This window comes from Streptomyces sp. WI03-4A, assembly GCF_033792105.1.
GTDB lineage: Bacteria > Actinomycetota > Actinomycetes > Streptomycetales > Streptomycetaceae > Streptomyces > Streptomyces collinus_A.
In genome coordinates, this window is sequence record NZ_JARAUO010000010.1 from 57,210 (window position 1) to 75,738 (window position 18,529).

The window sequence follows — 18,529 nt, forward strand, 5'->3', positions numbered from 1 at the left end:
CGGCCGGACGTGTGTTCTGGAACACCACCCGTGGGACGCCCGCGGAGACACCCGCCGTGCGGGGCGTGCCAGGTGGCACGCCCGCGGGGCACGCGTGTACGAGCGGCGGCCGTCGGCGCGCTCACGGGGCATGGCCGAGGTCATCGAGGGACATCGGGGCCGGGCCACTGAGCCGCGGCCGAGTCGCTGAGCCGAGGCCGGGCCGGTGGGGCCGAGGCCGAGTCACGCGCGCTGTACGGCCCGTACGGCCGGTCCGTGCGCCGTCAGGACAGCTCCGTCTGTCCCGCCGCCAGCCGGTCGCCGATGTCGCGCAGACCCGTGAGGTCGTGCACGTCGCCGGGCAGCGCGGGCACCTCGACGACCGCCACCTCGGGGTGGCGGGCGGTGAACCGGTCACGCGTGCGCTGCTCGCGTGAGAGCAACTGCATGCGATCGGCGTGCAGCCTCAGCAGGTCGGCGGTGAGCTGGTCGACGGAGTGCTCCGTGGTGGCGGGGGAGCCTTCTTCGGAAGCGGTGTCCACAGCTGCGGCCCGGGAAGCGAGAGAGTCTGAACTGCCGTACGTGTCGGGAGAGTTACGAAGTCCAGCTTTCCCGTCCCCCTGATCGACAATGCCGGACTCCTCAAGATTTTCCGCGGCGGCGAGCGCCCGCTCGGCCGTGAGCCCGCCGGCGCCGCTGCCGTGCACCCGGTTGAGCACGAGCCCCACCAGCGGCATCTTCTCGGCGGCCAGCCGCTCCACGAAGTACGCGGCCTCGCGCAGCGCGTCCCGCTCCGGCGCCGCCACCACGAGGAACGCCGTACCGGGCGCCTGGAGCAGCTTGTACGTGGCGTCCGCGCGCGTGCGGAAACCGCCGAACGTGGTGTCCATCGCGGCCACGAAGGTCTGCACGTCCTTCAGCAGCTGGCCGCCCAGCAGCTTGCCCAGCGTGCCGGTCATCATCGACATGCCGACGTTGAGGAAGGCCATCCCCGCGCGGCCGCCGAGCTTCGCCGGAGCGGTCAGCAGCCGGATCAGCCGGCCGTCCAGGAACGAGCCGAGCCGCTTGGGCGCGTCCAGGAAGTCCAGCGCCGAACGGGACGGTGGGGTGTCCACCACGATCAGGTCCCACTCGTCCCGGGCCCGGAGCTGGCCCAGCTTCTCCATGGCCATGTACTCCTGCGTGCCCGCGAAGCCCGCCGAGAGTGACTGGTAGAAGGGGTTGGACAGGATCGCGGCCGCCCGGTCGGGGTCCGCGTGCGCCTCGACGACCTCGTCGAAGGTGCGCTTCATGTCGAGCATCATGGCGTGCAGCTCGCCGTCGCCCTCGGTGCCCTTCACCCTCCGGGGCACGTTGTCGAGGGAGTCGATGCCCATCGACTGGGCCAGCCGCCGGGCCGGGTCGATGGTGAGGACGACCACCTTGCGGCCCCGCTCGGCCGCTCTGAGGCCCAGCGCCGCCGCCGTCGTCGTCTTGCCGACACCGCCCGAGCCGCAGCACACCACGATGCGGGTCCCCGGGTCGTCCAGCAGCGGGTCGACGTCGAGCACGCGCGCGGGGGAGATGCGGGAGCGCGCGCCGTCCCGGGCGGAGGACTGGGCGGACGGCGAGGTCGGGGACTGCGCCGGGTCCGGACTCATGACAACCCCTGCTTCCGCAGCTCGCTGGCGAGTTCGTACAGGCCGCCGAGGTCCATGCCCTCGGCGAGCAGTGGCAGTTCGTGCATCGGCAGGTCCAGGTCGCCGAGGACCGCGCGCTGCTCCTGCTCCAGCGCGTACCGCTCGGCGTACTCCGACGCCTGCTCCAGCAGCGGGTCCACCAGCCGCTCGGCGTGCCCGCCGCGGCGCGCCCCGCCGAGGCCGGCGGTGGACAGCGCCCGTGCGACGGATGAACGCTCCACGGTCCGTACGAGTTCCAGATCCGCCGCGTCCAACACCTCGGGGCGGACCATGTTCACGATGACCCGGCCCACCGGAAGCCGTGCGGCGCGCAGCTCGGCGATGCCGTCGGCGGTCTCCTGGACCGGCATCTCCTCCAGCAGCGTCACCAGGTGCACCGCCGTCTCCGGCGACTTCAGCACACGCATGACGGCCTGTGCCTGATTGTGTATCGGGCCGATCTTCGCCAGGCCCGCCACCTCGTCGTTGACGTTCAGGAAGCGGGTGATGCGCCCGGTGGGCGGGGCGTCCATCACGACGTAGTCGTACGTGAAGCGCCCGCTTCTCTCCTTGCGGCGCACGGCCTCGCACGCCTTGCCGGTCAGCAGGACGTCCCGGACGCCCGGCGCGATGGTGGTGGCGAAGTCGATCGCGCCGAGCTTCTTCAGGGCCCGGCCCGCGCCCCCCAGCTTGTAGAACATCTGGAGGTAGTCCAAGAGGGCCAGTTCCGCGTCTATGGCCAGGGCGTACACCTCCCCGCCGCCCGGAGCGACCGCGATCTTCCGTTCCTCGTAGGGCAGCGCCTCCGTCTCGAAGAGCTGGGCGATGCCCTGCCGGCCCTCGACCTCCACGAGAAGCGTGCGCTTCCCTTCCGTGGCGAGAGCCAACGCGAGTGCGGCGGCGACCGTCGTCTTTCCGGTCCCGCCCTTGCCGCTGACGACCTGGAGCCTGCTCACGTCTTCGAGCCTAACCAGTCCGGCCGACGGTCACGCGCGGGGCTGTGGACAACGGCGCCCGCGGTCGGTCTCGGGCGGGGTGGACGACGGCGGCCGCGGTCCGTCGCGGGCGGGGTGGACGACGGTGCCCGGTCGGCCGCAGGTGCGGTGGTCCACAGCGGCTACAGTCGGCCCATGACCAAGTGGGAATACGCAACCGTGCCGCTGCTCGTCCATGCCACGAAGCAGATTCTGGACACCTGGGGCGAGGACGGCTGGGAGCTCGTCCAGGTCGTGCCCGGGCCCAACAACCCCGAGCAGCTCGTCGCCTACCTGAAGCGGGAGAAGCAGGCATGAGCGCGGTCGAGGCCAAGCTGGCCGAATTGGGTCTGACCCTTCCGGACGTCGTCCCGCCCCTGGCCGCGTACCAGCCGGCCGTGCGGTCCGGTGTGTACGTCTACACCTCCGGCCAGCTCCCGATGGTCGAGGGCAAGCTGCCGGTCACCGGCAAGGTGGGCGCCGAGGTCACCGCGGAGGAGGCCAAGGAACTGGCCCGCACCTGCGCGCTGAACGCGCTGGCCGCCGTGAAGTCGGTCGCCGGTGACCTGGACCGCGTCGTGCGCGTGGTGAAGGTCGTCGGCTTCGTCGCCTCCGCCGCCGACTTCACCGGCCAGCCCGGTGTCATCAACGGCGCGAGCGAGCTGCTCGGCGAGGTGCTCGGCGACAAGGGCGTGCACGCCCGTAGCGCGGTGGGCGTCGCGGTGCTGCCGCTGGACGCGCCGGTGGAGGTCGAGATCCAGGTCGAGCTGGCCCCCTGAGCCCGTCGGGCCCCCGTAGGACCCTGTGCCGGGCCGCCGTCGGACCCGTGCCGGACCGCCGGGCGGCTCCCCGAGTGCCCCGCGGTCCCGGAACCCCTCTGACCTCGGGTACCTCTCGAACATTCGCCCTATACGGGATAGCCTCCGGCCATGGCGAATGGGCAGTGGTACCCCCCGGAGTGGCCGGACCGCATCCGCGCGCTCGCGGACGGCACGCTGACCCCGGTGACCCCCCGGCGCGCGGCCACGGTGCTGCTCCTGAAGGACACCGAGGCCGGCCCCGTCGTCCACATGCTGCGCAGACGCGCCTCCATGGCCTTCGCCGGAGGCGCGTACGCCTACCCCGGCGGCGGGGTCGACCCGCGCGACGACGACCTTCACGTCCGCTGGGCGGGCCCCACGCGCGCGTGGTGGGCCGACCGGCTCGGCGTGGACGAGTCCGGCGCCCAGGCGATCGTCTGCGCGGCCGTGCGGGAGACGTACGAGGAGGCGGGCGTCCTGCTCGCCGGGCCGGACGCCGGTTCGGTCGTCGGCGACACCACCGGCGACGACTGGGAGGCGGACCGCGGCGCCCTGGTCGCGCGCGAGCTGTCCTTCGCCGAGTTCCTGGACCGCCGCGGCCTGGTGCTGCGCTCCGACCTGCTGGGTGCCTGGACCCGCTGGATCACCCCCGAGTTCGAGGCCCGGCGCTACGACACCTGGTTCTTCGTCGCCGTGCTCCCCGAGGGCCAGCGCACCCGCAACGCCTCTACGGAGGCCGACCGCACGGTGTGGATCCGCCCCGAGGAGGCCGCCGCCGGGTACGACAAGGGCGAGCTGCTGATGATGCCGCCCACCATCGCCACCCTGCGCCAACTGCTTCCGTACGGCACCGCCGCCGAGGCGCTGGCCGCCGCGCCCGCGCGCGACATGACGCCGGTGCTGGCACGCGCCCGCCTGGTGGACGGCGAGATCGTCCTGGCCTGGCCGGGCCACGACGAGTTCACCAAGCACGTCCCGACGGCCGGGGCGGCCTCCGGAACGGACGCATCGACGGCGGCCGGGGCGGCGACCGCCCCGCGGACCGGTGGAGGCCCCGCATGACCGACGCGGCAGCCCTGCCCGGCCAGCCCCGGGGCGCGGTACGCAGCGGCCCCGCGACCGAACGGGCCGTCAACGTCCTGGCGCCCAACGCCTCCGCGATGACCCTGGACGGCACCAACACCTGGATCCTCGCCGAGCCCGGCTCCGAGCTGGCCGTGGTGATCGACCCCGGCCCGCTGGACGACGCCCACCTGCGCAACGTCGTCGACACCGCCGAGAAGGCCGGCAAGCGGATCGCCCTCACCCTGCTCACCCACGGCCACCCCGACCACGCCGAGGGCGCCGGCCGTTTCGCCGAGCTGACCGGCACGCGCGTGCGTGCGCTCGATCCGGCGCTGCGGCTCGGCGACGAGGGCCTGGCCGCCGGGGACGTGATCACCGTCGGCGGCCTGGAGCTGCGGGTCGTACCCACGCCCGGGCACACCTCGGACTCCCTGTGCTTCCATCTCCCGGCCGACCGGGCCGTGCTGACCGGGGACACCATCCTCGGGCGCGGCACGACCATGGTGGCGCACCCCGACGGCCGCCTGGGGGACTATCTGGACTCCCTGCGCCGTCTGCGGTCGCTGACCGTGGACGACGGGGTGCACACGGTCCTGCCGGGTCACGGGCCGGTCCTGGAGGACGCGCAGGGCGCGGTCGAGTTCTACCTCGCCCACCGCGCCCACCGGCTCGCCCAGGTCGAGACGGCCGTCGAGGACGGCCACCGGACCCCCCAGCAGGTTGTCGCCCACGTGTACGCCGACGTGGACCGCTCCCTGTGGCCGGCGGCCGAGCTCTCGGTGCTGGCCCAGCTGGACTACCTGAGCGAGCACGGCCTGATCTAGCCGGGCGGGTCGGGGCGGGGCGCTTTGACGCCGTGCACGCGTGCGTACTCCCCGGCCAGCCAGGGCCCGAGGTCGTCGACGTACGAGCGCAGGACGTCCGGGTCACCGACGGGCTCGTGGCCGTACTCGGCCGCCTGCCGCAGCTGTGCGGCCCGCTGCGGGTAGTACGCGCCGAACGCCCCGGCCATCTCCCGCAGATCGCTGGTCCAGCCGTCCCAGCGGGGCATGACGAGGGTGAAGCCGGTGCGGACGAGGTGCCGGGACATGAAGCGGACCAGGGGCCTGCGGGCCCGCTCGGAGTCCTCCGCCGCGGCGATCCGCTCGCGCCAGCGCGGGAGGAGGAGCGCGAGGTCGCCGTTGGTCTCCCGGGCGAGCAGGGAGTCGGGGCGGTAGCGGGGCAGGTACTCGGCGAGGTCGTCCCCGAGCAGTGGGGTGCACAGGCAGGCCACGAACCAGCCGAGGTCGTACCGCTCCGGCTCGCTCAGCAGCCGCGCCCGGCCGTACAGCAGCGTGCCGACGCCGTCGATCTGCGGGAACTCCCCGTCGAGCGCCTCGCCGAGCGTGCGGGTGGCCGCCCGGTCGGCGTCGGCCGGTTCGTCGCGCAGGGCGACCAGCAGGTCCAGGTCGCTGCGCCCCACGCGCGCGGTGCCGCGCGGGATCGACCCGTAGAGGTACGCGCTGTGCAGACGCGAGCCGAAGAGGTCGAGCAGCCGGTCGCGCGCCGCGGCCACGACCGGCCGGAAGACGTCGGGCACGCGCGCGAGGGAGCCCTCGCGTTCGATGAAGCCCTGGGCGTCGAGCCCCGGACGGCGCACGGTTTCGGCCATGTGCTCACTGTGCCCGGTCGCCGGGCCCTGGGGCAGGTGAATGTGCCGGCGGCGGGCGGAGCGGGGCGGTGACGGGCCCTTGAGGGGCCCGTGCGGTTTCTGGAAGCGGGCCCCAGGAAGCGGGACTCGGAGGCGGGACTCGGGAGGTGGGGGCCGCCGAACCGCGGGGCCCCCACAGGGCGTCAGCGCGAACGCTTGGCCAGGCGCTCCACGTCCAGCAGGATCACGGCCCGCGCCTCGAGGCGGAGCCACCCGCGCTGGGCGAAGTCCGCCAGCGCCTTGTTCACGGTCTCGCGCGAGGCGCCGACCAGCTGGGCCAGCTCCTCCTGCGTGAGGTCGTGGACGACGTGGATGCCTTCCTCGGACTGCACGCCGAAGCGGCGGGAGAGGTCGAGCAGGGCGCGCGCCACCCGGCCGGGGACGTCGGAGAAGACCAGGTCCGACATGGCGTCGTTGGTCTTGCGCAGCCGGCGGGCGACGGCGCGCAGCAGGGCGCCGGCCACCTCGGGACGCGCGTTCAGCCAGGGCTGGAGGTCGCCGTGGCCGAGGCCCAGCATCTTGACCTCGGTCAGCGCGCTCGCGGTGGCGGTGCGCGGGCCCGGGTCGAACAGCGACAGCTCGCCGATCAGCTCGCCGGGGCCGACGACGGCGAGCATGTTCTCGCGGCCGTCGGGGGAGGTGCGGTGCAGCTTGACCTTGCCCTCGGTGACGACGTACAGCCGGTCTCCGGGGTCCCCCTCATGGAAGAGTGAGTCACCGCGCGCGAGGGTCACCTCACTCATGGAGGCGCGGAGCTCCGCGGCCTGCTCGTCGTCGAGCGCCGCGAAGAGCGGGTTGCGCCGCAGAACGTCGTCCACGAGTTCTCTCCCTTGTCGACCTGCTCAGGGGATCTTGCTCCCCTGGTGTGCCAGGGGACCGTGTTCCCCATTTTGCCGGACGGTCCAAACAGTGTGATCTGTCACAAGGATGCCGCACAGGTGTCCCGAGGTAAGCGGCAGGGGTCCAATCGGGGGCCGATCTTCGGGGGCCGGGGCGGATGTCGGTGCCGGGCTTTAGGCTGGCCGGGTGTCCAAATCGCCGGTGAGAGCACAGGCCAAGGGGGCTGGGCGGGTGGCTGTACGTCGAGATTCCGCTGTGGGCGAACAAAGCCCCGACGGTAGTAAGAAAAAACGCAAAACGGCTGAAAAGGTCGCGCCCCCCGCGTCCGTCGCGGCCGGCGCGCCCCTCAGGAAGGCCGCCGCGAAGCCACTGAAGAAGACTGCCGCGAAGCCCCCCGCGAACGAGTCCCGCACCGCGCTGGTCCGCCGCGCCCGCCGCATCAACCGCGAGCTCGCCGAGGTGTATCCGTACGCCCACCCCGAGCTGGACTTCGACAACCCCTTCCAGCTCCTCGTCGCCACGGTGCTGTCGGCCCAGACCACCGACCTGCGCGTCAACCAGACGACCCCGGCGCTCTTCTCGAAGTACCCCACCCCCGAGGACCTGGCCGCCGCCAATCCGGAGGAGGTCGAGGAGATCCTGCGCCCCTGCGGCTTCTTCCGCGCCAAGACCAGGTCGGTGATAGGGCTCTCCAGGGCCCTCACCGAGGACTTCGGCGGCCAGGTGCCCGGCAGGCTGGAGGACTTGGTGAAGCTGCCCGGCGTCGGCCGCAAGACCGCCTTCGTCGTCCTCGGCAACGCGTTCGGGCGGCCCGGCATCACCGTGGACACGCACTTCCAGCGGCTGGTACGGCGCTGGCAGTGGACCGCCGAGACCGACCCGGACAAGATCGAGGCGGCCGTCGGGGCGCTGTTCCCCAAGAGCGACTGGACCGACCTGTCCCACCACGTCATCTGGCACGGCCGCCGCATCTGCCACGCCCGCAAGCCCGCCTGCGGCGCCTGCCCCATCGCCCCGCTCTGCCCGGCCTACGGCGAGGGCGAGACCGACCCCGAGAAGGCGGCGAAACTCCTGAAGTACGAGAAGGGCGGTTTCCCCGGCCAGCGGCTGAAGCCCCCGCAGGCCTACCTCGACGCCGGCGGGAAACCCGCCCCGCCGCTGGGGGCCGGATGACGGAACGATCTCGGAGTCGTCGGGCGTTGAACACGGCAGGACGGGGGTGGCGATGACGTACACGCACGGCACGCACGACACGGACAGGGGCCCGGTGGCTCTCAGCAAGGAGGGCCTGCCGGGCTGGCTGGACCCGGTGGTGCGCGCGGCGGAGACCGTCGAGCCGCTCCAGCTCAGCCGCTTCCTGCCGCCGGAGAACGGCTCGGGCCGCCAGTCGGCCGTCCTCATCCTGTTCGGCGAGGGCGAGCACGGCCCCGAACTGCTGCTCATGGAGCGAGCCGGCTCCCTGCGCTCCCACGCCGGGCAGCCCTCCTTCCCCGGTGGCGCCCTCGACCCGGAGGACGGCGACCCGGGAGGCGACGGCCCGCTGCGGGCCGCGCTGCGCGAGGCCGAGGAGGAGACCGGGCTCGACCCCCGCGGTGTCCAGCTCTTCGGCGTCCTGCCCGCCCTGTACATCCCGGTCAGCGGCTTCGTCGTCACCCCCGTGCTCGGCTGGTGGCGTGAGCCCAGCCCGGTCGGCGTCGTCGATCCCAACGAGACGGCCCGGGTCTTCACCGTCCCCGTGGCGGATCTCACGGACCCCGCGCACCGCGCGACCACCGTCCACCCCAGCGGCCACCGGGGCCCGGCGTTCCTGGTCGAAGGGGCTCTGGTCTGGGGTTTCACCGCCGGAGTGATCGACCGCCTGCTGCACTTCGCGGGCTGGGAGCGGCCCTGGGACAGAGAGAAGAAGGTCCCGCTCGACTGGCGGTCATGACAGGGTGTCTGCCGTGCTGTGTTTTTCCGGGGGCGCCCACCCCCGGGCCCCCGGCCGCGCTGCTGGGACCGGAGTGAATAGGCGAGGCCTCAAGCAGTGAACGTGCTGGACATCCTGTTGCTGGTCGCGGCCGTGTGGTTCGCGGTCGTGGGCTACCGCCAGGGCTTCGTCGTCGGCATCCTGTCGGTGATCGGGTTCCTCGGCGGAGGTCTCGTCGCCGTCTACACGCTGCCCGTCATCTGGGACGCCGTCACGGGCAACGCCCAGGTCGGCACCACGGCCGCCGTCGTCGCCGTGGTCGTCGTCATCGTCTGCGCCTCCGTCGGCCAGGCCCTGACCACCCACCTCGGCAACAAGCTGCGCCGGCACATCACGTGGTCCCCGGCCCGCGCCCTGGACGCCACCGGCGGAGCCCTGGTCAACGTCGTGGCGATGCTGCTCGTCGCCTGGCTGATCGGCTCCGCCCTCGCCCAGACCACGCTGCCGACCCTGGGCAAGGAGGTCCGCAACTCCAAGGTGCTGCTGGGCGTCTCCCAGGCGCTGCCCGCCGAGGCCGACACCTGGTTCAAGGACTTCACCTCGGTCCTCGCGCAGAACGGCTTCCCGCAGGTCTTCAGCCCCTTCTCCAATGAGCCGATCAAGGACGTCGAGCCGCCCGACCCGGCCCTGGCGAACAGCGCGGTCGCCACTCACGCCCAGCGCTCCATCGTCAAGGTCACCGGCACCGCCCAGAGCTGCGGCAAGGTGCTGGAGGGCACCGGCTTCGTCTTCGCCGACCGCCGCGTCATGACCAACGCGCACGTGGTCGGCGGCGTGGACGCGCCCAGCGTGCAGATCGGCGGGGAGGGCCGCAAGTACGGGGCCAAGGTCGTCCTGTACGACTGGAAGCGCGACATCGCCGTCCTCGACGTGCCCGATCTGCGGGCCAAGTCCCTGCGGTTCACCTCGCGGGACGCGGCCGGCGGTGACGGCGCGATCGTCGCGGGCTTCCCCGAGAACGGCTCGTACGACGTCCGGGCCGCGCGCGTGCGCGGACGCATCACGGCGAACGGGCCGGACATCTACCACCGCGGCACGGTCAGCCGGGACGTCTACTCCCTGTACGCCACCGTCCGTCAAGGCAACTCCGGCGGTCCGCTGCTCACGCCCGACGGCAAGGTGTACGGCGTGGTGTTCGCCAAGTCCCTCGACGACGCCGACACCGGGTACGCGCTCACGGCGGACGAGATCCAGCAGGACATCGCCCGGGGCCGTACGGCGAACGAGCAGGTCGGCACCGACAGCTGCGCCCTGTGAGGAAGCCGCGGAACGCCCGCCGGGACTGAGCCGTCCGGGTGACGCCCCGCGGGCTCAGCCGCGCGGGTGACGCAGGCGTACGGAGACCCAGCGTGCCCGGCGGCGCAGAATGCGCGGAATCCCGACCCTGAGGTCCGCCTCCGCGAGTTGCGGAGTACCTCGCCGCGACGCGCCGAGCCCGGCGGCCGAGCGGCGATTGCGGGGTGCGTCACTGTAGTCGTGCGTCCAGCCCATACCCCGACGTCTGCCCGGGCCCCAAGGTCGATAACCGCCTCCACGGCGCCCAATTGGCGTATGCGGCAGGCATGTGGCCGTTCGAGGGACAAGTGTTCAGGAAGCGGATACTCGACGCATCGATCCGGTCACCGAATCGGTCAGGAAGCGGTCACCTGATCGTCGTCGGAACGGTCGCTTGACCGTTCGTCGGAGCGGCCATCCGATCGGTCGCCGGAACGGTCATCGGGGCGTGCCCGCCGCGGATCTGACCGGCCGTCGGGCGTCCGCCCGGTCACCGGTCCGGTTCGGGGTCCTTCAGCCAGTTGATCAGCTCGGCCGAGAACGCCGCCGGGTCCTCCTCGTGCGGGAAGTGGCCGAGACCGTCGAACAGGCGCCAGCGGTACGGCGCTTCGACGTACTCGCCCGATCCGGCCGCGCTGCGGGTCCGGGTCACCGGGTCGAGCGAGCCGTGCAGATGCAGCGTCGGCACCCGCACCGGGCGCTTCATGCGGCGGTTGAACTGGATGCCGTCCGGACGTGCCAGTGAACGCACCAGCCAGCGGTAGGGCTCCACCGCACAGTGCGCGGTGGACGGGATGCACATGGCCCGCTGATACGCCGCCACGTCCTCGTCGTCCGGCAGCCGCGGCCCGGACCACTCCCGGATCAGCCGGCCCACCAGCGCGCCGTCCTCGGCGGTCAGCTGACGCTCGGGCACCCAGGGCCGCTGGAAGCCCCAGATGTAGGAGCTCGCCGCCGTCTGCCGGGGGTCCCGCAGCATCGCGGAGCGCCAGCGCCGCGGGTGCGGCATCGACGCGACCGCGAGCCGCCGTACGAGCTTGGGGCGCATCGCCGCCGCCGTCCACGCCAGGTAGCCGCCGAGGTCGTGGCCGACCAGCGCGGCGTCCGGCTCGCCCAGCGAGCGGATCACGCCGGTGACGTCCAGCGCGAGGTTGGCGGGGTCGTACCCGCGCGGGGTGCGGTCGCTGCCGCCGACGCCCCGCAGGTCCATGGCCACCGCCCGGTAGCCCGCGTCGGCGAGCGCGACGAGCTGGTACCGCCACGTCCACCAGAACTGCGGGAAGCCGTGCAGCAGCATCACCAGGGGCCCGTCGCCGAGTTCGGCGATGTGGAAACGCGCGCCGTTGGCGGCGACGTCCCGGTGCGTCACCTTCGCCCCGTGGGGGAGGTCGATCCTTACGGCCGATGCCGCGGCGGGCTCCGTCATGACGACGTGCGGACCCCGGCCTCGATCGCCTCGGGCGTCCGCTCACGCGGCAGCTCCGGGCGCGGGTGAGGCTTGGCGTTCTGCAGCACGCCCGCCGTCTCCTTCATCGACGCGGCGACCTTCTGCGGGCCCTGGCTCTTCTTCGCCTTCTTCGCGAACACCACGCCGATCAGGGCGAGGAGGCCGGCGACCAGGACGTTGGCCGCGAAGGACAGCAGGAAGCAGACGGCCAGGTTCCAGCCGCTCCAGGTCCGAATGCCGTACGCGAGCGCGAAGTTGAGCATCGGCAGCGAAAACAGCAGGAGCACCCCGGCCGCCGAGAAGGCGCCACCGCTGGTCGCGCCGCGCTTGACGTCCTGCTTGAGCTGGGCCTTGGCCAGCGCGATCTCGTCGTGCACCAGCGCCGACATCTCGGTCGTCGCCGAGGCGAACAGCTGGCCGATGCTGCGTTCGGCGCCGACCGGGCTGCCGTCGGGTGCGCTCATCGCGTTCTCCCTCTGAGGTCTTTCGTTCCGCTTGATTTGTACCGTCTCGTCAGATCATGCCGGACGGTCGCCCTCCTCGCCTGCCCCGCCCGCCATTTCCTGAAGCCCGTGGCGTGCCGCAGCGGCCTTCTCGGCGGCCAGACGCCGGTGCTCGGCGGCCTTGCGCTCGTGGATCTCGGCCATCCGCAGATGGTGTGCGGGGTCGTCCTGCTCGTAGATGTCCGGGATACCGTCCCTGTCCTCGTCGCGCTCCTCGTCCTCGCACAGTCCGCGGTATCGGGCGTTCCTGATCTTCAGCAGCACCGTGGCACACCCGGCCGCGATGAGCGATCCGGCGAGCACGGCCGTCTTCACCTCGTCGGTCAGCAGCGCGTCGCCCGCGAAGGCCAGCTCGCCGATGAGCAACGAGACGGTGAAGCCGATCCCGGCGAGTGCGGCCACCGCGAAGACGTCCGCCCAGGCCAGGTCGTCGCTGAGGGAGGCGCGGGTGAAGCGCACGGTCAGCCAGGCGCCGCCGAAGATGCCGAGCGTCTTGCCGACGACCAGGCCGAGCACCACCCCGAGCGTCTCCGGGCGGGTGAACACGTCCGCGAGCGCCCCGCCGGTGACCGACACACCGGCGCTGAACAGCGCGAACAGCGGGACGGCGAGCCCGGCCGACAGCGGCCGCACCAGATGCTCGATGTGCTCGGCCGGAGCGTGCGGCTCGCCCTCGCGGGGGGTGCAGGGGAGCATCAGGCCCATCGCCACGCCGGCGATGGTGGCGTGCACGCCGCTGTTGTACATCAGCGCCCAGACGACCAGCGCCAGCGGCACGTACACGTACCAGCCGCGTACGCCCCGGCGCAGCAGCAGCCAGAAGACCACCAGACCGGCGACGGCCCCGCCGAGAGCGGGGAGGCTGATCCGTTCGGTGAAGAAGATCGCGATGATCAGGATGGCGAAGAGGTCGTCGACGACCGCCAGGGTCAGCAGGAAGGCCCGCAGGGCGCTGGGCAGCGAGGTGCCGATGACGGCGAGGACGGCGAGCGCGAAGGCGATGTCGGTGGCGGTGGGCACCGCCCAGCCGTGGGTGGAGCCGTGCCCGGCGACGTTGGTGAGGGTGTAGACGAGCGCCGGTACGGCCATCCCGCACAGCGCGGCGACCACCGGCAGCACGGCCGCCCTGGGGTCGCGCAGGTCCCCGGTGACCAGTTCGCGTTTGAGCTCGATGCCGGCGACGAAGAAGAAGACGGCGAGCAGGCCGTCGGCGGCCCAGTGCGCCACGGACAGGTCGAGGCCGAGGGCGGCGGGGCCGAGGTGGTAGTGGCTGACGGCCTCGTAGCTGTCGTGCAGTGCGGGGATGTTCGCCCAGACCAGGGCGGCGACGGCCGCCAGGAGGAGCAGCATTCCGCCGACGGTCTCGGTGCGCAGCGCGTCCACGATGTAGGTCCGCTCGGGCAGCGACAGGCGTCCGAGGACCTTGCGGGTGGTGTTCGGGGTGCGGGGCGCGGCCACGGCGGGGACCTCCGGGTCGGTACGGCGGTTCGTCGGCCGTCGCCGGGGTCGCCGACGGCCCTGCCGACCAGACTTCCCGGCACGCCTAGAGGTTCTTCTCGCCCTGGGGGCTTTAGTTAACTTACCTAAGGTTGTCGCGGGACGCATCCGGCGCTTTCCACGGTAGGCGCATAAGGGGCGCCCGGCGTTTCCTGCCGGACGCCCCCTCGCGTGGCCCTCTTGTCCTCGCTCGGTCAGTCCTCGCTGGACGCGGCCGGGAGCTTGGCCTGGATGAGGTCCATGACCGTGGAGTCCGTCAGCGTGGTGACGTCACCGAGCTGGCGGTTCTCGGCCACGTCCCGCAGGAGGCGGCGCATGATCTTGCCGGAGCGGGTCTTGGGCAGTTCCGCCACCGGCAGGATGCGCTTGGGCTTGGCGATCGGGCCGAGCGTGGCGCCGACGTGGTCGCGGAGCTGGCCGATCAGCTTCTCGTCCTCGGACGCCGTGCCCCGCAGGATGACGAAGGCGACGATGGCCTGGCCGGTGGTCTCGTCGGCGGCGCCGACGACGGCCGCCTCGGCGACCGACGGGTGCGAGACCAGGGCCGACTCCACCTCGGTGGTGGAGATGTTGTGCCCGGACACGAGCATCACGTCGTCGACCCGGCCGAGCAGCCAGATGTCGCCGTCGTCGTCCTTCTTCGCGCCGTCGCCGGCGAAGTACTTGCCCTCGAAGCGCGACCAGTAGGTGTCCAGGAACCGCTGGTCGTCGCCCCAGATGGTGCGCAGCATCGACGGCCACGGCTCGGTGAGGACCAGGTAGCCACCGCCGCCGTTGGGCACCTCGTTCGCCTCGTCGTCCACCACCGTGGCGGAGATGCCGGGCAGCGGGGTCTGCGCGGAGCCGGGCTTGGCCTCGGTGACGCCGGGCAGCGGCGAGATCATCATCGCGCCGGTCTCCGTCTGCCACCAGGTGTCCACGACGGGTGTCCGGTCCCCGCCGATGTTCTTGCGGTACCAGACCCACGCCTCGGGGTTGATCGGCTCGCCCACGGAGCCGAGGACCCGCAGCGAGGTCAGGTCGAACCGCTCGGGGATGTCGTCGCCCCACTTCATGAAGGTCCGGATCGCTGTCGGCGCGGTGTAGAGGATCGTGACCCGGTACTTCTCGACGATCTCCCAGAACCGGCCCTGGTGCGGGGTGTCCGGGGTGCCCTCGTACATGACCTGTGTCGCGCCGTTGGCCAGCGGCCCGTACACGATGTACGAGTGCCCGGTGACCCAGCCGACGTCCGCCGTGCACCAGTAGACGTCCGTCTCCGGCTTGAGGTCGAACACCGCCCAGTGCGTGTACGCCGTCTGGGTGAGGTAGCCGCCGGAGGTGTGCAGGATGCCCTTCGGCTTACCCGTCGTGCCGGAGGTGTAGAGGATGAACAGCGGGTGCTCCGCCTCGAACGCCTCCGGGGTGTGCTCGGCGGACTGGCGCTCCACCAGCTCGTGCCACCACACGTCCCGGCCGCTGTCGAAGGCCACGTCCTGCCCGGTGCGGCGCACCACCAGCACGTGCTCGACGTTGTCGACCTTGGCGATCGCCTCGTCGACGGCCGGCTTCAGGGCGGACGGCTTGCCGCGCCGGTAGCCGCCGTCGGCGGTGATGACGACCTTGGCGTCCGCATCCTGGATCCGGGTGGCGAGGGCGTCGGCCGAGAAGCCGCCGAAGACCACCGAGTGGGCCGCGCCGATCCTGGCCGAGGCCAGCATCGCGATCGCGGTCTCCGGGATCATCGGCATGTAGATGGCGACCCGGTCGCCCTTGCGGACCCCCAGCTCCAGCAGGGCGTTGGCCGCCTTGGAGACCTCGTCCTTCAGCTCCGCGTAGGTGATCGACCGGCTGTCGCCGGGCTCACCCTCGAAGTGGATGGCGACCCGGTCGCCGTTCCCGGCCTCGACATGCCGGTCCACGCAGTTGTAGGCGACGTTCAGCTCGCCGTCCTTGAACCACTTCGCGAACGGAGGGTTCGACCAGTCCAGTGTCTCGGACGGTTCCTTGGCCCAGGTCAGCCGGCGGGCCTGCTCGGCCCAGAAGCCGAGCCTGTCAGCCTTGGCCTGTTCGTACGCCTCTGCCGTGACGTTGGCGTTCTGGGCCAGGTCAGCGGGCGGCGCGAAGCGTCGCTCCTCCTTCAAGAGGTTGGCCAGGCTTTCGTTGCTCACGACATCTCCCTTTCCCAGGGTGTCCGTTGTGTCCCAGGCCACAGCTCATCAGACGCGGGGGGCCGGTGACAAGGGTCGACGGCCAAATTGGTTTAGACCTGTCGGGAGGCGGGCCGCTCAGACCGGACTGCGGACCTCCTTCACAGCGGTCACGTCCTTACCCTTCACCTTCCCCTCCTGAGCCTCCTTCTCCTCCTGTTCGTCCTCCATAACCTTCCGCCCCGCCGGTCGCTCGCCCGCGTCCTCGGTCACTTCACCGAACATCGCGCCGTCCGCCGCCCCGTCGAGCAGGTACGCCTGCGCCTCGCCCACGTGGAAGTACATCCCGTGCAGCTCCAGCGCACCCGCCGCCAGGGCGCGGGCCACCGGGCCGTGCGCCCGCAGGTGATCCAGCTGCTGGACCACGTTGGTCAGGCACAGCCGCTCCACCGCGTCGGCGGAGGCACGCCCGGCCAGCCTGGGCCCTGCCCGGTGGTCCTCGGCCATCCGGGTGAGGCTCGGCAGCCCGTGCCGGAGCCACCGCTTCAGCGGAGTCGCCGCGTCCCCGGGCCCGGCGGCCAGCAGCGCCTGCATCGCCCCGCACCCCGAGTGCCCGCACACGGTGATCGACCGGACCTTCAGCACCTCCACCGCGTACTCGATGGCGGCGGCCACCGAGTCGTCGCCGTGCTCCTCGCCCGGCGGCGGCACCAGGTTGCCGACGTTGCGGACGACGAACAGATCGCCGGGACCACTGGCAGTGATCATGGACGTGACGAGCCGGGAGTCGGCACAGGTGAGGAAGAGCTGCGAGGGCCGCTGCCCCTCCCGCGCCAGCCGCGCCAACTCCTCCCGCACCAGCGGGGCGGTGTTCCGCTGGAACGAGCTGATGCCGCGGGCCAGCTCCTGGGCCGCCGGCGCCACCGGTGCCGCGGGGGCCGAGGAGGCGCCGGTGAAGCAGGTGCGGTGGTTGCGCCAGGGCGTCCAGGGCCGGCACCGGCAGACGGCGGCCGGGGCGGGTTCGGCGGTCCGCACCGCCGCGCTCCGTCCCGTCAGCTCGGCGGAGCCGCCCCGGGCGGTGTGGGAGCTCTGCCAGTCCTGCAGTGACTCGTACGCCGCGTGGTCCATGAACGAACCGTCCAGTTCCACCACGGCGTGGGCGCCTTGGGGTACGAGATGCAGGGCTCTGCTGAGCCGGGGCACGGCGAGGAACGTCAGCTGGCCTCGTACGTGTACGCGATGGACTCCTTCCTTCTGGTGGTGCGTGATCCGGGTGCGGGTGAGGCGGTGCAGGGCGAGCGCGACGGCCACGGCGACCCCGAGGGCCACACCGGCCAGCACGCCGAGGACCACCACGCCGAGGGTGGTGGCGGCGTACACCAGCACCTCACGGTGGCGGGTCACCGTGCGGATGTGGTGCAGGGACACCATCTGGATGCCGACGGCCATCACCAGGGCGGCGAGTGAGGCGAGGGGGATCCGCTCCAGGAGCGGGACCATCAGCAGCGCGGCGACTACTACGAAAACGCCGTGCAGCATCGTGGAGTTCCGGCTCACGGCACCTGAATTCACATTCGCCGTGCTGCGCACGGCCACCCCCGCGACCGGCAGCCCGCCGAGCGTCCCGGAGACGATGTTGGCGGCGCCCTGGCCGAGCAGTTCGCGGTCGAGGTTCGACCGTCCGACGTGGGCGGATCCGGGGCGGGCGGCGACCAGCTTGTCCACGGCGACCGCGCCGAGCAGGGACTGCACGCTGCACACCAGCGTGGTGGTGAGCACGGCAGCGGCGACGCCGAGCACCGGCCCCTCGGGCAGTCCGGCCAGCGCGTGGCTGCTCCAGGACGGCAGGCCGACCCGGGGCAGGGCCAGCCCGGTCAGCGCGGCGGTCGCGGTCGCCCCGGCCACGGCGACCAGAGCCGCGGGGATCCGGCGCAGCAGGCGCCCCGCCCGGCCCGGGATGCGCGGCCAGGCCAGCAGCAGAGTCAGGGTCAGGGCGCTCATCGAGACGGCGGCCGGGTCCAGACGGGCCAACTGGGCGGGCAGCGCCGCGAGGTTGGCGAGGACCGAGCTGTCCGGGCTGCCGCCCAGGACGATGTGCAGCTGGGCCACGGCGATGGTGACGCCGATGCCGGCGAGCATGCCGTGCACCACGGCGGGGCTGACGGCGAGCGCACCGCGCGCCACGCGCAAGCAGCCGAGGCCGAGTTGGGCGAGCCCGGCGAGGACGGTGATGCCGCAGGTGGTCCGCCAGCCGTAGCGGTGGATCAGGTCGGCCGTGACGACGGTGAGTCCGGCGGCGGGTCCGCTGACCTGGAGCGGGCAGCCGCCGAGCCGGCCGGCGACCAGTCCGCCGACGGCGGCGGCGACCAGTCCGGCCTGGAGCGGGGCGCCGGTGGCCAGGGCGATGCCGAGGGAGAGGGGCAGGGCGATCAGGAAGACCGCGACGGACGCGGACAGGTCGGCGCCCTCGATACGGAAGCGGCGGCGCCGGGACGTCGGGGGGCTGTGCGGCGGGTGGGAGTGCTGGGTGCGAGGGGGTGCGCAGGCTGGCATGGTCCGTCTCCTCCGGGTGGGCGCGGTCGTGGGCCGAGGCCCCTGGGCCGGCGATCCGGTAGCGGCCGTCGGTGCACGGCGTGCAGCGGCGGGCTGTGATCAACCCTTGGTAAACGAACCGTAATGCAACGTAAAGGTCATACATAGCTT

The 18,529-nt window shown here is 72.3% G+C and carries 17 protein-coding genes; 7 read left to right on the forward strand and 10 right to left on the reverse strand.

From position 1 onward, the window contains the following. Positions 1-263: 263 nt before the first annotated feature. Both PV343_RS13610 and PV343_RS13615 read right to left on the reverse strand, forming a co-directional pair. The gene (locus tag PV343_RS13610; RefSeq protein WP_319147138.1) at positions 264-1,619 is read right to left on the reverse strand and encodes an ArsA family ATPase; all 1,356 of its coding nucleotides are present in this window, start codon (positions 1,617-1,619) and stop codon (positions 264-266) included. After that, positions 1,616-2,593 carry an ArsA family ATPase gene (locus tag PV343_RS13615; RefSeq protein ID WP_319147140.1) on the reverse strand — a complete coding sequence of 326 codons (978 nt, stop codon included), beginning with the start codon at positions 2,591-2,593 and terminating at the stop codon, positions 1,616-1,618. Before PV343_RS13615 ends, PV343_RS13610 begins: the two co-directional genes overlap by 4 nt. A 174-nt stretch (positions 2,594-2,767) precedes the next feature. On the opposite strand from PV343_RS13615, the gene PV343_RS13620 reads away from it, so the two are divergent. The 4 genes from PV343_RS13620 to PV343_RS13635 all read left to right on the forward strand — a co-directional run bounded on the left by PV343_RS13620 (position 2,768) and on the right by PV343_RS13635 (position 5,300). Beyond that, on the forward strand, positions 2,768-2,929 hold the full coding sequence (locus PV343_RS13620; protein WP_003975360.1) for a DUF4177 domain-containing protein: 162 nt from the start codon (positions 2,768-2,770) through the stop codon (positions 2,927-2,929). Further along, positions 2,926-3,390 (forward strand): RidA family protein, encoded by a 465-nt coding sequence (locus PV343_RS13625; protein ID WP_319147141.1) that lies wholly within the window; start codon positions 2,926-2,928, stop codon positions 3,388-3,390. Before PV343_RS13620 ends, PV343_RS13625 begins: the two co-directional genes overlap by 4 nt. 150 nt (positions 3,391-3,540) lie before the next feature. Further along, positions 3,541-4,473 (forward strand): NUDIX hydrolase, encoded by a 933-nt coding sequence (locus PV343_RS13630; protein ID WP_319147142.1) that lies wholly within the window; start codon positions 3,541-3,543, stop codon positions 4,471-4,473. Further along, a complete protein-coding gene (locus PV343_RS13635; protein WP_319147143.1) occupies positions 4,470-5,300 on the forward strand; it encodes an MBL fold metallo-hydrolase in 831 nt (276 codons plus the stop codon). The genes PV343_RS13630 and PV343_RS13635 overlap by 4 nt, the downstream gene beginning before the upstream one ends. On the opposite strand, the gene PV343_RS13640 is transcribed toward PV343_RS13635, so the two are convergent. Together PV343_RS13640 and PV343_RS13645 are read right to left on the reverse strand one after the other, a co-directional pair. Further along, on the reverse strand, positions 5,297-6,127 hold the full coding sequence (locus PV343_RS13640) for a nucleotidyltransferase domain-containing protein (RefSeq protein ID WP_319147144.1): 831 nt from the start codon (positions 6,125-6,127) through the stop codon (positions 5,297-5,299). The two genes, PV343_RS13635 and PV343_RS13640, sit on opposite strands and share 4 nt — an antisense overlap. Positions 6,128-6,309: 182 nt before the next feature. Further along, positions 6,310-6,984, reverse strand: a complete 675-nt coding sequence (locus PV343_RS13645; protein ID WP_020941347.1) for a Crp/Fnr family transcriptional regulator — start codon at positions 6,982-6,984, stop codon at positions 6,310-6,312. A 277-nt stretch (positions 6,985-7,261) separates the two neighbouring features. Here PV343_RS13645 and nth point away from each other — a divergent pair, with 277 nt between their 5' ends. The 3 genes from nth to PV343_RS13660 all read left to right on the forward strand — a co-directional run bounded on the left by nth (position 7,262) and on the right by PV343_RS13660 (position 10,232). Then, positions 7,262-8,179 (forward strand): endonuclease III, encoded by a 918-nt coding sequence (gene nth / locus PV343_RS13650; protein ID WP_415923492.1) that lies wholly within the window; start codon positions 7,262-7,264, stop codon positions 8,177-8,179. Positions 8,180-8,231: 52 nt separating this feature from the next. After that, positions 8,232-8,936, forward strand: a complete 705-nt coding sequence (locus PV343_RS13655) for an NUDIX hydrolase (RefSeq protein ID WP_319147146.1) — start codon at positions 8,232-8,234, stop codon at positions 8,934-8,936. A gap of 96 nt (positions 8,937-9,032) precedes the next feature. Continuing rightward, positions 9,033-10,232, forward strand: coding sequence for a MarP family serine protease (locus PV343_RS13660; RefSeq protein ID WP_319147147.1), 1,200 nt, complete (start codon positions 9,033-9,035; stop codon positions 10,230-10,232). 54 nt (positions 10,233-10,286) lie between these two features. On the opposite strand, the gene PV343_RS13665 is transcribed toward PV343_RS13660, so the two are convergent. The 6 genes from PV343_RS13665 to PV343_RS13690 all read right to left on the reverse strand — a co-directional run bounded on the left by PV343_RS13665 (position 10,287) and on the right by PV343_RS13690 (position 18,379). Further along, positions 10,287-10,466 carry a hypothetical protein gene (locus PV343_RS13665; RefSeq protein WP_319147148.1) on the reverse strand — a complete coding sequence of 60 codons (180 nt, stop codon included), beginning with the start codon at positions 10,464-10,466 and terminating at the stop codon, positions 10,287-10,289. A 274-nt stretch (positions 10,467-10,740) separates the two neighbouring features. Continuing rightward, positions 10,741-11,676: an alpha/beta fold hydrolase gene (locus tag PV343_RS13670; protein WP_319147149.1), complete on the reverse strand. Its 936-nt coding sequence runs from the start codon at positions 11,674-11,676 to the stop codon at positions 10,741-10,743. Continuing rightward, positions 11,673-12,161 (reverse strand): phage holin family protein, encoded by a 489-nt coding sequence (locus tag PV343_RS13675; protein WP_319147150.1) that lies wholly within the window; start codon positions 12,159-12,161, stop codon positions 11,673-11,675. Before PV343_RS13675 ends, PV343_RS13670 begins: the two co-directional genes overlap by 4 nt. Before the next feature lie 54 nt (positions 12,162-12,215). Next, positions 12,216-13,658, reverse strand: a complete 1,443-nt coding sequence (gene nhaA / locus PV343_RS13680; RefSeq protein ID WP_319147152.1) for a Na+/H+ antiporter NhaA — start codon at positions 13,656-13,658, stop codon at positions 12,216-12,218. A gap of 233 nt (positions 13,659-13,891) precedes the next feature. Continuing rightward, the gene (gene acs, locus PV343_RS13685; protein WP_319147153.1) at positions 13,892-15,847 is read right to left on the reverse strand and encodes an acetate--CoA ligase; all 1,956 of its coding nucleotides are present in this window, start codon (positions 15,845-15,847) and stop codon (positions 13,892-13,894) included. Positions 15,848-15,964: 117 nt separating this feature from the next. Next, positions 15,965-18,379: a SulP family inorganic anion transporter gene (locus PV343_RS13690; RefSeq protein WP_319147154.1), complete on the reverse strand. Its 2,415-nt coding sequence runs from the start codon at positions 18,377-18,379 to the stop codon at positions 15,965-15,967. Positions 18,380-18,529: the final 150 nt, after the last annotated feature.

Excerpts from the sequence above, each read along its gene's own strand:
- PV343_RS13625 (WP_319147141.1), top strand. The coding sequence starts at position 2,926 with ATGAGCGCGGTCGAGGCCAAGCTGGCCGAATTGGGTCTGACCCTTCCG.
- PV343_RS13670 (WP_319147149.1), bottom strand. The coding sequence starts at position 11,676 with ATGACGGAGCCCGCCGCGGCATCGGCCGTAAGGATCGACCTCCCCCAC.
- PV343_RS13640 (WP_319147144.1), bottom strand. The coding sequence starts at position 6,127 with ATGGCCGAAACCGTGCGCCGTCCGGGGCTCGACGCCCAGGGCTTCATC.
- PV343_RS13665 (WP_319147148.1), bottom strand. The coding sequence starts at position 10,466 with ATGGGCTGGACGCACGACTACAGTGACGCACCCCGCAATCGCCGCTCG.
- PV343_RS13675 (WP_319147150.1), bottom strand. The coding sequence starts at position 12,161 with ATGAGCGCACCCGACGGCAGCCCGGTCGGCGCCGAACGCAGCATCGGC.
- PV343_RS13690 (WP_319147154.1), bottom strand. The coding sequence starts at position 18,379 with ATGCCAGCCTGCGCACCCCCTCGCACCCAGCACTCCCACCCGCCGCAC.
- PV343_RS13630 (WP_319147142.1), top strand. The coding sequence starts at position 3,541 with ATGGCGAATGGGCAGTGGTACCCCCCGGAGTGGCCGGACCGCATCCGC.
- PV343_RS13655 (WP_319147146.1), top strand. The coding sequence starts at position 8,232 with ATGACGTACACGCACGGCACGCACGACACGGACAGGGGCCCGGTGGCT.
- PV343_RS13610 (WP_319147138.1), bottom strand. The coding sequence starts at position 1,619 with ATGAGTCCGGACCCGGCGCAGTCCCCGACCTCGCCGTCCGCCCAGTCC.
- PV343_RS13620 (WP_003975360.1), top strand. The coding sequence starts at position 2,768 with ATGACCAAGTGGGAATACGCAACCGTGCCGCTGCTCGTCCATGCCACG.
- PV343_RS13635 (WP_319147143.1), top strand. The coding sequence starts at position 4,470 with ATGACCGACGCGGCAGCCCTGCCCGGCCAGCCCCGGGGCGCGGTACGC.